Here is a 13,821-nt window from a genome sequence, read left to right on the forward strand (position 1 = left end):
TTGATAACGGGAGTTGCGAAATCTTTCACCCTTCGTGGATTTTGCGCTCATTGCATATCGTTGCGCGGATTTGTTACTACGCCTGCTGTAGCGGAAAACTTACGCTGTTTTCTTTTTTCTCAGGGAAACATCATGAAACTCACGTTTATCGCCAGCGCATTGTTGGCCGCCACCTTCACCACTTATGCCGCCAATACCGAACTCGTGGTCGGCGACCAAAAGGGGAACGCCCGCGCCGTGATGTCAGCAGCCGGTGAACTCACCAATGTGCCTTATGAAATCAAATGGTACGAATTTCCTAACGCTGCACCGCTGCTGGAATCACTCAATTCCCAGCATCTGGATGCCGGATTAGTCGGTGATGGTCCGCTGGCTTTTGCCGTGGCGGCTGGGGCTAAAATCCGCGCTATTCAGGCCTCACAATATCTGGGTAACGGGCTGCTGGTTAAAAAGGATAGCGCCGTCCATACCATTGCCGACCTCAAAGGCAAAAAGGTGGCCACGGTGAAAGGTTCATCGGGTCAGAACATGGTACTCACTGCGCTGCACCAGGCCGGTTTGCCTGATGACAGCGTTAACTTTGTTTTCACCACGCCTGCTGAGGCGACATTGGCATTGGATAACGGTGCCGTGGATGCGGTGGCGACATGGGAACCGTATGTCTCTTTTGCGGTGGCTCAGTCAGGTGATCGCATCGCCATTGACGGCAAGGAGACACCGGTCTCCAACTATCTGGTGGCGACCGATAGCGCTATCAGCAATAAACGTGCAGAGCTGGCTGATTTCCGACAGCGTCTGATTCGCGCTCGCGCCTGGGGCGTGGCTCATCCGCAGGAGTATGCCAATGGCATCGCATCATTACTGCGTCTGCCAGATGCCGTCGCCTTGAGTAAGGTTCAGCGTGAAAACAACGCTCCGGTGGAAGACTACACGCTGGTGGCGCAACGCCAGCAGGCTGCGATTGATACTTTCGCACGCAGCGGGTTAATCAAACCCGGCTTGCAGGCGAGCAGCCTGGTCGATGCGTCATTCTTTGCAAAAGCAGGAGCCACTAAACCATGATGAACCTGGCGCTGTACCTCGACTCAGGCATTCATCAGGGTGGCTGGCGTCATCCGCAAGCCGCCACGACCGGTGGCCGCAACTGGCCGCTGTACCGCAAAATTGCCCAACGCGCTGAAGCGGCAAAACTCGATATGATCTTTGTTGCGGATAAGCTGGCGATTGATGATGTGTATGGCGGACATCTGGCGCACACCGTGCAGCATCGCCAGGTGGGCTGGTCTGAGCCGCTCACCTTGCTGGCCGCGCTGGCGGCGGTCACCGATCATATTGGCTTAGGCGGCACCGTCTCATCCTCCTATTCCGAGCCCTATACCACCGCGCGACAGTTGGCCAACATCGATCACATCAGCGGTGGGCGCGCCGCGTAAAATGTGGTGACTTCATTAACCCATGCCGAAGCACGTAATTTTGGCCGCAGCCAACACTTCAGCCATCAGGATCGCTATCGCCGCGCGGCAGAGTTCATCGACGTGATGAAAGCGCTCTGGGACAGCTTTGAAGAGGATGCGTTGGTGGTGGAAAAAAGCAGCGCACGCTTTGCCGATCCGACGCGTTTCCACCGCTTCGACCATCAGGGCGAGTCTTTCGAGGTACAAGGACCGTTGAACCTGCCCCGTCCACCGCAAGGGCATCCGGTAGTAATACAGGCTGGTGTGTCTGAGGCGTTTATTGACCTGGCGGCCCAACACGCGGAGATGCTGTTTGTCGTGCAACCTAACCGGGAACGCGCACAGCAGTTCTACCAAACGATCAAGGAGCGTGCGCAGCACTATCAGCGACAGCCTGATCAGCTGCGAATCATGCCGGGATTAGTGCCGATTGTCGGCCACAGCGAGCAGGATGCACGCGACCGCGCTGAATACCTCAAATCACTGATCACCGTGGAATCCGGGCTCAGTTTTGTTTCTGCCAGCATGAACATCGATCTGTCACAGTATCCGGTGGATGGACCGGTGCCCGATTTGCGCGAGCAGATTACCGGCAGTAAGGGACGTTTTCAGTATGTGATTGCTAACGCCATAGAGCAGAAACTCACTCTGGGGGAGATGGCCAAACGCTATGCGGAGAGCTTGTCGTTCCCCTCACCGACCGGTACGGCGGATCAAATCGCGCAACAGATGATTGACTGGTATCAACATCAAGCCTGCGATGGGTTTGTGATTCTCCCCACCTACATTGATGAAAATGAAGATCTCTTCCTCAGCCAGGTGGTACCCCGTTTGCAGGATGCGCGCGTGTTTCATCAGGATTATGCTGCGGGCACGCTGCGCGAACGTTTGGGCCTCGTGAAACCAGCTAATCGCTTTCATTGATGGATTTTGATCATCGCAAGTAATCGCAAAATGTGGGTGTTTTGAGATTGCTTGCGATCATGAGTAGTTAACAGATGACTGGATGTCGCTCAGAGGTCATTTATACCCTTCGCACTATAAAAGAACGCTTATGTGATCATGCTGGTGCAGACAGACATACTATGGGCGTCCTGATGGTCGCCCTTGCTACAGAAAGGCCTTACCTTGTATATCCGCGCTAATTGTTAGCAGCCTTACCATTCTGGCATCAGCTTTGCTTAATGAATCCTGTGTTCTATTTCAGGAGTCGCGCTATGCAAGCATCCTCTACTCGCTACACTATTTTTTCACTGCTGTTTCTCATCGCGCTGATCAACTACGTTGATCGCGGCGCACTCTCGTTTGCTGCTAACGCTATCTCTCAGGAATTTCACTTCACCAAAGTTCAACTGGGTGCGGTATTGGGCTATTTCGGTTTTGGCTACCTGTTCGGCTCGCTGTGTGGCGGTTTTCTCGCTGATAGATTGGGCACCAAAAAAGTGTGGTTGATGGCGGGGATTCTTTGGTCCTTGCTGGAAATTGGCACCGCATGGGCCGGTGAAGTCGGCATGGCGCTGTTTAGTGGTTCAGCCATTATGGGATTTGCTGCATTGCGTATCCTGTTTGGTTTTTCCGAAGGCCCGGCCTATGCGTTGATGAACAAAACCATTGCCCACTGGGCCCCGGATAATGAACGCGGTTTTGCGCTGAGCATCGGCTTGCTCAGTACTCAGGTGGGTTCACTGCTGACCGCACCCATTGCCGTGGGTTTGCTGCTGTTAACCAACGACTGGCGCATGATGTTTATCCTGCTCGGCGCTTTCTCGCTGCTGGCGATGTTGCTGTTTGCACGCAACTTTACCGACACACCGCTGCTGCATCCCCGCGCCAATACGGCCGAACGTCAGCTGATCATCAATGGACAAAAGCCTGAAAGCCAACATGAGTGTGCACTGCCGTGGTGGCGTTTCTTTACCAGTCGCACGCTGGTGTGCAACGCACTTGGCTATTTCAGTTTTCTCTATATCACCTTTACGCTGGTCACCTGGCTGCCTAAATATCTGCAAGATAACTTCCACTACGATCTACATTCGTTATGGTACGTGGCGATGATTCCGTGGAGCGGTGCCTGTTTCACTGTGTTGCTTGGCGGGCGTATAGCCGACCGTTTGCTGGCACGCTTTAACAACCTTCGCCTGGCAAGGAACGTCTTCGCAGCCGTCACGCTGTGCGCGACCGCCTGCTGTTTTATGGCGATTCCGTGGGTCAGTTCAGCGGCAGGGATCATCGCTCTGATGACGCTAGGTAACGCGCTCAATGCGCTGGTGAATAACGTGTATTGGTCGGTGGTGATTGATGTGACGCCAAAAGCTTCGGTAGGTGCTTACAGTGGCATGACGCTGGCGATAGCCAACCTTGCCTCCATCATCTCCCCGATGCTGTGCGGCTGGCTGGCGGAATATTACGGTTATAACGCCATGTTCACCGTTACCGCCTGCATTGCGTTTGGCAGCATGCTGGCGATGACGCTATTACAACCCGAGAAACGCCTGCAGGCTGATGCACCCAAAGTGGCAGCACAGCAGGCGATGTAATTTTACACCGCGTGCCGCTGGCAGAACGCAGCAATGTCTGGCGATTGGAAATCCGCCAAATGCGTCATCAGCTTCTCCAGCGGCCAGTTCCACCACGCAATCGCCTGCAACTGCGCCGCGATTTCTGGTGTGAAGCGGCCACGAATGGGTTTCGCAGGGACGCCGCCCACAATGGTGTAAGGGGCCACATCTTTGGTCACAACCCCGCCAGCCGCCAATACCGCGCCGTCACCAACGGTCACGCCCGGCAGCACAATGACGCCATGACCAATCCACACATCATTACCGATGATCACGCGGTCCTCGCGGCGATCGGCAAAGAAGCCTGCGTCACGCTGCGCATGCGGGTCATAATATTCCGGGCAGTAGGTAAAACGATGCTGGGACGCACGATCCATCGGATGATTTGGCGCACCAATACGCACCTGATTGGCTATCGCGGTAAAGCGACCAATTTGCGCATCAGCGACACAACAGTGCTCGCCGAGGTAAGAAAAATCGCCCAATTCGCTATATTCAAGATAACTTTCGGCGAGGATCTCACATTGCTGACCAATGTGGGTTTCGCGCATACGCACGCTAGGATCGATGACGGTGTGTTGCAGTTTAGCCGGTTGGACAGCGGCAAGGGCCATAGCAAGCTCCAATGTGGTCAGAGGTCTGGATAACGAGTTGTAATAGGTCAAGCGCGAAGCACAACACTAAAGCGGCAAGATGACAGAAATGCTATCGTAGCGGCTTCGTTTGAGGCCATTTAAGGAAAGGGAATGAGAACACCGTGGTCACTGTTAGCTCTATTGTGGTCTTCTGGCCAGGCGTCAGCAGCACTGCCCGCTGATATCAAAGCAGGTGATATCGTGCAGGTGCAGTTATCACAATTGCATCCCACGCAAGCCGCGATTGGTTATCGCCAGTTGGATTACAAACTGCATCGTTACCAGGCCGATCCCAAAAAGCTGTTCGATGATTTTTGTGAAAGCATGGGGCAGAAAGGCGTAGACAAGTTCAACAGCAAATCACGCATCTCCGATCCTGACAGCTTCACCTGTAAAGCCCCGGTGGGTGCGCAGCCAGGACCGATGAAAACTGCCGTCATCGCCCCGGATAATGCGCTCTATCTCACTGATGGGCATCACACCTTCAGTAATTTCGCTGATGTTGGGGGTTTGAAAACGCTGGTACAGGTGCGCATCACCAATGATTTCCGCAGTCTGAAAACGATGAATGCGTTCTGGCAGCAAATGGAAGCCGCCCATCTGGTCTGGCTGGATACGCCTAAAGGCAAAATCACCCCGCATGACCTGCCTAAAGAGTTGGGCCGTAAACACATGCAGGATGATGAATATCGTTCGCTGGTCTATTTCGTGCGCGATATCGGCTTTGAGAAAGAGGACAATCCGCCGCCGTTCCTTGAATTCTACTGGGGTAAATGGCTGGAGACTGAACTTCCGCTGAAATCATTCGATCTGCACGATCGCAAAGGCTATGGCGCAGCGGTCACCGCCATTGCTGAAAAAATCACCGACGTACCTAAAGACACGGTGATTGCCCAGAGCGACGCCGGACCGCTCACCGCTGAAAAGTTGGGGGCGATGAAAAAGGTCAACGCGAAGAAACTCGATAAAATGATTTCTGCGGATGGAAAATTGGGTTGGGCATTTAAAGAATAATAGTCAGTACGGGGACATGTCGTGCCCCCGTACTGATCACCATCTTCCGATGCGATTAACCTCTTACGCCAGCTCGCAATCCTTAACATCCGCGGAAGGGGCTAACAGATTTTTATCAAACTCACGCAAGGCTGCTGCATCACGGACACGCATCGGCCAGTCGGGATTGGCCAATGCACTTTTGCCCAACGCCACATAATCCGCCCCCTGCTCCAGCGCCTGAGAGGCGGCACGGCTGTTTGACAGCGAACCATTCGCCACAATAGTCAGGCTTGGTGCCGCCTCTCGCGCTATCTGTACCAGCGAAAGCGCATTGTCCGCAAAAGCGGGTTGCAGTGCGTCGTATTCGGTGAGATGCAGGTAATCAATACCTGACTCAGCCAATAAGCGAAACACTTGTTTTGCGCCCGCTTCCCCTTCCTGCCACTTATGATGGAAATCATTCACTTTGCCTTGTGAAATACGCACACCTAAAGTGACATCGTGGCCTATACGCTGGCGTACCGCGCGGATCACCGCCAGGGTCAGTGACAGGCGGGCAGCGATATCACCGCCCCAGCGGTCATGACGCTGATTGGTGTAATCCGTAAAGAATTGATCGAGCAGATAGCCATTGGCGCCGTGAATTTCAATGCCATCAAATCCCGCTACGCCAATAGCGCGCGCAGCGGTCTCGGCAAAACTGTCAATCGCCTGCTGAATCTGATCTTCGCTCATTTCTCCTGGCAACGCATAGTCGCCATGACCATGATAAAAGCCCAGCTGTTCTCCACGCGGTTGCACGACGGAGGGAGCCAGGGTATCGCGTCGGTAAATATTGCCCTGGGAAATCGCACCGGCGTGCATCAGTTGCGCAATGATCTTGCCACCATACTGATGCACACCATCAGTAATGGCTCGCCAGCCTGCGACCTGGCGGCTATTAACCAGCCCCGCTTGAAACGCATACGTCTGCGACCAGGCTTCGTCGATATACAGCCCTTCGGTGATGATGGTGCCAAAACCCCCCCGCGCGAAACGTTCGTAATAGTGCTTCATGCGGTCGCCCGGTACGCCATCTACCGTGGCGGAGATGCGCGTCATGGGTGCCACCATGATGCGATTTTTCAGCGCGAGTCGATTTAATGTCCCGCTCTGAAATAAGTGTTTATCGGCCATTTGCTACATCGTGTTCCCTGATTATCGTCAGAGCGCATTATAGTGTGTCGCTTTAGCGGTAAAAATGACCGAATATGATACGTCTGTATAACGGAAATCGTTAAAATGAACTCCAAAGATATTGAGGTTTTCCTGATGGTGTCGCAAACGCGTAGCCTGACCCAGGCAGCACGGCGGCTGAATACTACGCCGATGACGGTGTCGCGTCGGCTGGCCTCGCTGGAGGACGATCTCGGCGTGCGGCTGATGCACCGCACGACTCGCGCCATCGCGCTCACCGTCGAGGGAGCAGAGTTTCTGCCCTATGCGAAATCGCTGGCGGAAACCGAACAGAGCGCACGCAATCTGTTTTCACCACACCAGCAAGGTGCAACTGGCCAGCTGCGGATTACGGCGCCTTCTGGCTTTGGTCGTCGCACCATCATTCCGCTGTTGCCTGCCTTGATGGAGGCCAACCCGGAACTCCGCATTGAGTTTCAGTTGAGCGATGACGTCACCGACCTGGTAGGGTTGGGCTACGATGTCGCTATCCGCATTGCACCGCTGCGTGACTCCCGTTTAGTGGCTCACCGTCTCGCTAACAACACGCGTATGCTGTGTGCTTCACCCGATTATCTTCAACGCTTCGGCACGCCTCAGACATTAAACGACTTACATCATCACAACTGCCTGCGACTCTCAGGCGTGGTGCAGTGGAGCTTCATCATTGATGGGCATATTTCGAGCTTAAGCGTGGAAGGCCGTTTCAGTGGCAGTAACGTGGAAGGGGTGCGTACTCTGTGCGTGGCGGGCAGCGGCATTGCTCAGTTATCAGAGTGGGACATCCGTGAAGAGCTCGCTTCAGGCGAGCTCATCGCCATTGAATTACAGGATGCTCAACCGCAGATGCTCGGTGTCTGGGCATTGTTCCCCACGACTCGCCAGTTGCCAGCACGGGTGACGGTATTTCTTCATGCGTTAAAACAAGCGATGGAAAAAACAGATAAGTTACCTGTCACGGCACCCCGTTTATAGGCTTAAATCGTTGACTCAATGATTCACTTCATGGAGGCCCCTTTTGAAACCAGAAATACAAACCCTCACATCGACAGAGATCTATCGTAACCGCTGGATGACGTTAAAAGAGGACAAAATTCAGCGTGCCGATGGCAGCGAAGGTCTCTATTCGGTGATCGAAAAAAACGATTTTGTCGTCATCGTTCCGGTGGAGCAGGACAGCATTTTTGTGGTTGAGCAGTATCGTTATCCGATAAGTGAACGCACCATTGAGTTGCCGCAAGGCAGCTGGGAGCTGGACCCTGGCGCTACACCGGAAGCACTGGCGGCAGGCGAACTGCAGGAAGAGACGGGATTAATTGCAGATCGTTGGCAGTACGTGGGCTATCAAAAACTGGCGCAGGGATACTCCGCGCAGGGTTATCACATCTATCTTGCCAGCGAATTACGCTATGAAGGGCAGAATCTGGATGCCGAGGAAGTCGGACTCACTGCACGCAAAATGAAAATCAGCGAGTTTCTGCAGCTCGTGCTGGAAGGTAAAGTGACCGATGCCACTTCAGTGACCGCGTTTTTACTGGCGCGGGCCAAAGGGTTGCTTGATTAAGCCGGGTAACGCACAGGGCCACATTGATGTCAGGTCGCTGTGCGTTTGAAGAGTGTGCATTGCTGCGCACTCTTCCCTGAGCAATGACGCTTAGTGACTCACTATCTCCGCCAGCACTGCTTGCGCATCTGCCGCAGCAACCGCGACACCATCAATGTAAAGCTGGCGCCGTTCTCCGGCTGGCAAAGCAATTTGCAGCGTTTTCCATGCTGGCTGATAATCGCCTTTGCGTGTGAAGCTCAGGTGGATTGCCTCGGCATCGCTGCGCATCTCCCAGCTTAACCACAGCGCATTACCCTGCTGATAACCCCAGGACTCACCGTCATCTTCAAATACCAGGCCTTTGCTCTCGCCTTTACCCTGTAATGGATAAAGTTGCAGCGTGCGACGGTCATCTGCTTGTGCATCAACATGACGCAGACGCTGGCTCAGTGGCAAGGCCGCACCGGCGCGAACCAGCATCGGCTGGGTTTCCAGCGGTGCTGGCAGCGTGATCCATTGACCGCCGCTGTACCACTGTTGCGTTGCGAAGTCATACCAGCCAGTTTGGTTATCTGGCAGCCACAAACTGCGTTCACGCTGTCCTGCTTCCACCACGCTGGCCACCAGCAAATCGCGGCCCAGCATAAACTCATCGCACTCGGCGAAAGTCTGTTTATCCTGCTCATGGTCGAGGAAGGTTGGACGCAGCATCGGCTCATCATCAGCATGCGCTTGCCACAGTAAGGTATACAGATACGGCAACAGGCGATAACGCAGTTCGATTGCAGCACGAATCGCAGGCGTGACCGACGGATACATCCACGGCTCATTCACCGTGTGATCGTCATTCCACGAGTGAATGGTGAAACGCGGGTGCATTACGCCGTTTTGTACCCAGCGTACAAACAGTTCAGCGTCCGGCTTATCACCTGAGAAACCGCCGACATCGTGCCCGACGTTATACAGACCCGACAAGCTCATCCCCAGGCCCATACGGATGTTGTAACGCAGTGACGTCCAGTTAGTACGGTTATCGCCGCTCCATGTCTGCACGTAGCGTTGCATACCGGCACAGCCAGAACGCGAGATCAGGAAAGGACGCTTCTCTGGCGCGAAACGCTGCTGCGCTTCCATCGACGCACGCATCATCAACAACGGCATCACCGGGCGAATATGTTTGATGGCGATGGGCGTACCAAAGCCATGGCAACGCGCTTCGCCGTCCCACACTTCATATTCGTTGTTGTCATTCCAGGTCGAATCGATGCCCTTCGCCAACAGCTGTTGGGTGACGTTCTCCTGCCACCACGCCACCGCCTGAGGATGGGTGAAATCGAGGTGTGAACCCTCGTCGTCCCAGAACACTGAACGCTCTGGCGCATCTTCTTCTGAATCGCGAATAAATAAGCCCTGCGCCGCGACTTCTTCGTAGCGCGGATGGTCCTGCAACAGGCAAGGTTTGATGTTGGCAGCCAGACGCAAACCGGCATCGTGGAACGCCTGGCTCATCACTTCCGGCTGTGGCACTTTGTCGTAGTTCCAGTTGAACACGTAGCGCTTGTTATTGATCGAGGTATAACCCGATGACAATTGGAAAGAGTCGCACGGAATATCATGCTGTTCGCACAGGCGAATGAAGTTCATCAGTTGATTTTGTGCATCCGGTGCATCGGTGTAGTGCATGGTTGAGCCGCTGTAACCGAGGCTCCATTTTGGGCCAAACAGCGTTTTACCGGTCAGGCGCACAAAGGCCTTGGTGACATCCAACACTTTGTTGCCAACAAACAGGTAATAATCAATATCCCCGCTTTCCGCTTGCCAGCGGCGATAAGGCTGATGGTAGTTATCCAGCTCGTTACCGAGATCAAACCAGCTGCTGCTGAGGTTATCGTAGTAAAGACCGAAACTCACATCGCTGCGGCGCGTAATGGTAAACGGCACGTGTTTGTACAGCGGATCGGTTGACGAGGCGTTGTAGCCCATCGCATCGAGGTTACGCATCTCATAGCGCTTGCCATTGCGTTGGAGGTCACCGGTTTTCTCGCCCAGACCGTAATAGGCATCGTCATTCATACGACGCTGGTAGTGCGCCACGCCATCGCCGTGCGCGTTAATCAGGTAGGCACTGGTTGGGCGGTCGCAGGTCAGCAGTTGCCAGGCGCCAGCGCTATCACGATGTTGCCACTCCAGCGCCAGTGGCTGATGGACAATCACGCGCAGCACATCGGTGGAAACCACCAGCGTGTCGCCCTCTTCTTCCAGCGTGAACCCTGGCAGGGTAAAGCCCGCCAGGCTGTCACGTGGACGCCCTTCCCACGGCACATCGCTGTCTGGCGCTATGCTCCAGGTGCGGTCCAGTGCATAGCCGCTCTGACGTTTAATCGAAACACGGAACATGCCGGATTCCAGCACGAATAGGTTCAGCTGGTACTTCCCATCGACGGTTAACGCAACATGGTGTTGATCAGAATGCGTGAGTGACCAATTCTTTAAGGTTTTCATTGTTACCTACTTTATTCAGGCGCGCTGGGCGCGACGTTCAGCAATAAATGCAATCAGGAAGACCGCGCCAATCAGGTCGAAGAAGCCCATGGCGACAAATAACGGGTTAAAGCCAATCTTGTCGGCGGTGACACCAATTACCAGCGAGAACAGGAAGCTGGAGATCCACGCGAAGGAACCGCGCATGCCGTTGACGGTGGCCATCTGGCCTTTATCAAACTTCTCCACCACCAGTGCGCTGAGCATGCAGGAGATGATCTGGTGACCGAAACCGCCAATCGAGATCAGTGCAATCGCCACGTAGGGATCTTTGGTCATTGCCACCAATGCGAGGGAGAGCATCAGGAAAGCGCCGGTGACCGAACTGGCAACCACGGAGTTGACCAGTCTGAAACCAAACAGGCGGGTATAGAGGCGCGTCAGATAGCCACTGGCGACGCTGCCGAGGTCTGCAGCGAGGAATGGCATCCAGGCGAACATGGCAATCTGTTTGAGATCCATGCCGAGATCTTTCGCCAGGTAGAGCGGCACCCAAAAACTCAGCACGCCCCACGCCGGTTCGGCCATAAAAGCGGGAATGGCGATACCGTAAAAACGTTTATTCTTTGAGACACTTTTCAGGGCTTTAAAGAACGGTAATTTGACGGCGGGGGGTTCATTATCCTGACGAATAAATTCCAGTTCCGATGCAGACAGATTGGGATGAATTTCCGGATCGCGATACAGCAACCACCAGAGCACCACCCACGCCAGTGCCAGGCAACCCGTAAACAGGAAAGCGCCCTGCCAGCCGAAAGAAGCGTGCGCGAAGTAGATGATGGGCGGCGCCAGCATAGCGCCAATTGAGAAGCCCACGCCGGCCCAACCCGCTGCAACCGGACGCTCTTTTTTCGGGAACCATTCGCCTATCACTTTGGCGTTGGCTGGCGTGGCTGCGGCTTCCGCTCCGCCCATGACAAAACGCAGAATGGCAAGATGTACCCAGCTCGCCGCGCCGGCATGGAACAGACAGGCGACCGCCCAGACCGAGGCACAAATCAGGAAGCCGACTTTCAGGCCGATGACATCAATCAGCCAGCCGCAAATTGGTTGAAAGAAGGTGTACGCCAGCTGAAACGCACCGACGATCCATGAATATTGTTCAGTGGTGATGCCCAGGCTGGTTTTCAGCTCAGGTGCCAGAATGCCTAATGAGTTACGCGTGATGTAGTTGACGGTAACGCCCGCTAAGAACAACACCAATACCCACCAGCGCAAATTGCGGAAGGTGCGTTTGCTGCCAGCGGCAGCGATCCCTGGATTCAAACTGCGGTTCATCTGGTTCTCCATTCTTTATTAACATCATGAGCTTACAAATCCTGTGGTGAATGCGCGGGCAAGCGATAAACCGGAAATATCGTTGGCTGCCGCCCAGGAATTGTTGCTTGTTGTTGAGGAGCGACTTCAGTGAGTCATCTCTAACCATCCGCCAGGAGTGAACCACAGATGCGGAACCTGGTCGCCACTCAGATGCCGCATTTGTGATCTGGTTAACCAAAATGGCTTGCGAGGTTGACATCAGACGTTAAAGAGCCGAATTTTAGGCTCTGAGAGCGCAATCCACGCCATAAGCGGTGCGCTAACCGATAAATAGGTCAACCAATATAAGAATTGTCCTGGGTTTCATTTTCAGGACCTAAAAGAGGTAACAACATGAAGCAGACCTGGCGCTGGTATGGCCCAAATGATCCCGTTTCTCTTGCCGATGCACGACAGGCTGGCGCGACCGGCATCGTCACCGCCCTGCACCACATCCCTAACGGCGAAGTGTGGTCGGTGGACGAAATTATGCAGCGTAAAGCCATCGTGGAAGCCGCTGGGCTGGTGTGGTCAGTGGTGGAAAGCGTGCCGATTCACGAAGAGATCAAAACCGGCAGCGGTGAGTGTCAGAAGTGGATCCGTCATTACCAGCAGTCTCTGCGAAATCTGGCGCAGTGCGGTATTAAAACCGTCTGCTACAACTTCATGCCGATTCTCGACTGGACGCGCACAGACCTTGAATATCTGTTACCCGATGGCGCGAAAGCGCTGCGTTTCGATCAGATCGAATTTGCCGTATTTGAGCTGCACATCTTGCAACGTCCCGGTGCGGAGAAGGACTACAGCGCCACGGAAATAGCGCAGGCAGCTGAGCGTTTCGCCAACATGAGCGAAGCACATAAAACCCGCCTGACGCGCAATATCATCGCTGGTTTACCGGGTGCAGAAGAAGGTTACACGCTGGACCAGTTCCGTGCTCAATTAGCCCGTTATGACGGCATCGGCAAAGCTGAGTTACGTGAAAACTTCGCCACCTTCCTGCGCGCGATTATTCCAGTGGCGGAAGAGGCCGGTGTTCGGATGGCAGTGCATCCGGATGATCCCCCGCGTCCGATTCTGGGTTTACCACGCATCGTCTCTAACGCAGAAGATTTGCAGTGGATGATCGATACCGTACCCAGCCCGGCGAATGGCTTCACCATGTGCACCGGCTCTTACGGCGTGTTGGCAGAAAACGACCTCGCCGGCATGGTGAAACGTTTTGGCCCACGCATTTACTTCGCACACCTGCGGTCAACCAAACGCGAAGAGAACCCGAACACCTTCCACGAGGCAGCGCATTTAGGCGGCGATGTTGACATGTTCGCCGTCATTAAGGCGATTGCTGAAGAAGAACATCGTCGTAAAGCGGCCGGTCAGGAGGATTTGATTCCGATGCGCCCGGATCATGGTCACCAGATGCTCGACGACTTGAGAAAGAAAACCAATCCCGGCTATTCGGCGATTGGTCGTCTGAAAGGGTTGGCGGAAATTCGCGGTGTGGAACTGGCGATTCATCGCGCTTATTTCTGATGGCATTCGTTGCTGCCGGGTGCCATTGATGGCGCACCCGGCTA

Annotated in this window: 10 protein-coding genes and 1 pseudogene; 7 read left to right on the forward strand and 4 right to left on the reverse strand. The window is 54.3% G+C overall.

Going from position 1 to position 13,821, the window contains the following annotated elements; genetic code table 11:
* The first annotated feature begins 132 nt into the window (after positions 1-132).
* From CRO33_RS04405 to CRO33_RS04415, 3 genes and pseudogenes are all read left to right on the forward strand, one after another.
* Positions 133-1,062: an aliphatic sulfonate ABC transporter substrate-binding protein gene (locus CRO33_RS04405; RefSeq protein WP_097117171.1), complete on the forward strand. Its 930-nt coding sequence runs from the start codon at positions 133-135 to the stop codon at positions 1,060-1,062.
* Positions 1,062-2,378 (forward strand): annotated as a pseudogene (locus CRO33_RS04410) (NtaA/DmoA family FMN-dependent monooxygenase). Before CRO33_RS04405 ends, CRO33_RS04410 begins: the two are co-directional and overlap by 1 nt.
* A gap of 293 nt (positions 2,379-2,671) precedes the next feature.
* Positions 2,672-3,991 carry an MFS transporter gene (locus CRO33_RS04415; RefSeq protein ID WP_097117172.1) on the forward strand — a complete coding sequence of 440 codons (1,320 nt, stop codon included), beginning with the start codon at positions 2,672-2,674 and terminating at the stop codon, positions 3,989-3,991.
* A gap of 2 nt (positions 3,992-3,993) precedes the next feature.
* Here the strand turns inward: CRO33_RS04415 and CRO33_RS04420 are convergent, their stop codons facing one another.
* On the reverse strand, positions 3,994-4,626 hold the full coding sequence (locus CRO33_RS04420; protein ID WP_097117173.1) for a DapH/DapD/GlmU-related protein: 633 nt from the start codon (positions 4,624-4,626) through the stop codon (positions 3,994-3,996).
* A gap of 132 nt (positions 4,627-4,758) precedes the next feature.
* Between CRO33_RS04420 and CRO33_RS04425 the strand changes: the two genes are divergently transcribed.
* Positions 4,759-5,661 carry a ParB/Srx family N-terminal domain-containing protein gene (locus CRO33_RS04425; RefSeq protein ID WP_097117174.1) on the forward strand — a complete coding sequence of 301 codons (903 nt, stop codon included), beginning with the start codon at positions 4,759-4,761 and terminating at the stop codon, positions 5,659-5,661.
* 63 nt (positions 5,662-5,724) lie between these two features.
* On the opposite strand, the gene CRO33_RS04430 is transcribed toward CRO33_RS04425, so the two are convergent.
* A complete protein-coding gene (locus CRO33_RS04430; protein ID WP_097117175.1) occupies positions 5,725-6,819 on the reverse strand; it encodes an NADH:flavin oxidoreductase in 1,095 nt (364 codons plus the stop codon).
* Between the two features lie 105 nt (positions 6,820-6,924).
* Here CRO33_RS04430 and CRO33_RS04435 point away from each other — a divergent pair, with 105 nt between their 5' ends.
* Both CRO33_RS04435 and CRO33_RS04440 read left to right on the forward strand, forming a co-directional pair.
* Positions 6,925-7,833, forward strand: coding sequence for a LysR family transcriptional regulator (locus CRO33_RS04435; protein ID WP_097117176.1), 909 nt, complete (start codon positions 6,925-6,927; stop codon positions 7,831-7,833).
* Between the two features lie 43 nt (positions 7,834-7,876).
* Positions 7,877-8,422 (forward strand): NUDIX domain-containing protein, encoded by a 546-nt coding sequence (locus CRO33_RS04440; protein WP_097117177.1) that lies wholly within the window; start codon positions 7,877-7,879, stop codon positions 8,420-8,422.
* 90 nt (positions 8,423-8,512) lie between these two features.
* Here CRO33_RS04440 and CRO33_RS04445 read toward each other — a convergent pair whose 3' ends face one another.
* Positions 8,513-10,906 (reverse strand): glycoside hydrolase family 31 protein, encoded by a 2,394-nt coding sequence (locus CRO33_RS04445; protein ID WP_097117178.1) that lies wholly within the window; start codon positions 10,904-10,906, stop codon positions 8,513-8,515.
* 15 nt (positions 10,907-10,921) lie between these two features.
* A complete protein-coding gene (locus CRO33_RS04450; protein WP_034827231.1) occupies positions 10,922-12,223 on the reverse strand; it encodes an MFS transporter in 1,302 nt (433 codons plus the stop codon).
* Positions 12,224-12,598: 375 nt separating this feature from the next.
* Here CRO33_RS04450 and uxuA point away from each other — a divergent pair, with 375 nt between their 5' ends.
* Positions 12,599-13,777, forward strand: a complete 1,179-nt coding sequence (uxuA, locus tag CRO33_RS04455) for a mannonate dehydratase (RefSeq protein WP_097117179.1) — start codon at positions 12,599-12,601, stop codon at positions 13,775-13,777.
* Positions 13,778-13,821: the final 44 nt, after the last annotated feature.

Origin of the sequence: Pantoea sp. GL120224-02, from assembly GCF_900215395.1 — a bacterium.
GTDB classification, from domain to species: domain Bacteria; phylum Pseudomonadota; class Gammaproteobacteria; order Enterobacterales; family Enterobacteriaceae; genus Pantoea; species Pantoea communis.

Coding starts and splice junctions, on each gene's coding strand:
- CRO33_RS04425 (WP_097117174.1), top strand. CDS start 4,759: ATGAGAACACCGTGGTCACTGTTAGCTCTATTGTGGTCTTCTGGCCAG.
- CRO33_RS04405 (WP_097117171.1), top strand. CDS start 133: ATGAAACTCACGTTTATCGCCAGCGCATTGTTGGCCGCCACCTTCACC.
- CRO33_RS04420 (WP_097117173.1), bottom strand. CDS start 4,626: ATGGCCCTTGCCGCTGTCCAACCGGCTAAACTGCAACACACCGTCATC.
- uxuA (WP_097117179.1), top strand. CDS start 12,599: ATGAAGCAGACCTGGCGCTGGTATGGCCCAAATGATCCCGTTTCTCTT.
- CRO33_RS04415 (WP_097117172.1), top strand. CDS start 2,672: ATGCAAGCATCCTCTACTCGCTACACTATTTTTTCACTGCTGTTTCTC.
- CRO33_RS04430 (WP_097117175.1), bottom strand. CDS start 6,819: ATGGCCGATAAACACTTATTTCAGAGCGGGACATTAAATCGACTCGCG.
- CRO33_RS04435 (WP_097117176.1), top strand. CDS start 6,925: ATGAACTCCAAAGATATTGAGGTTTTCCTGATGGTGTCGCAAACGCGT.
- CRO33_RS04445 (WP_097117178.1), bottom strand. CDS start 10,906: ATGAAAACCTTAAAGAATTGGTCACTCACGCATTCTGATCAACACCAT.
- CRO33_RS04450 (WP_034827231.1), bottom strand. CDS start 12,223: ATGAACCGCAGTTTGAATCCAGGGATCGCTGCCGCTGGCAGCAAACGC.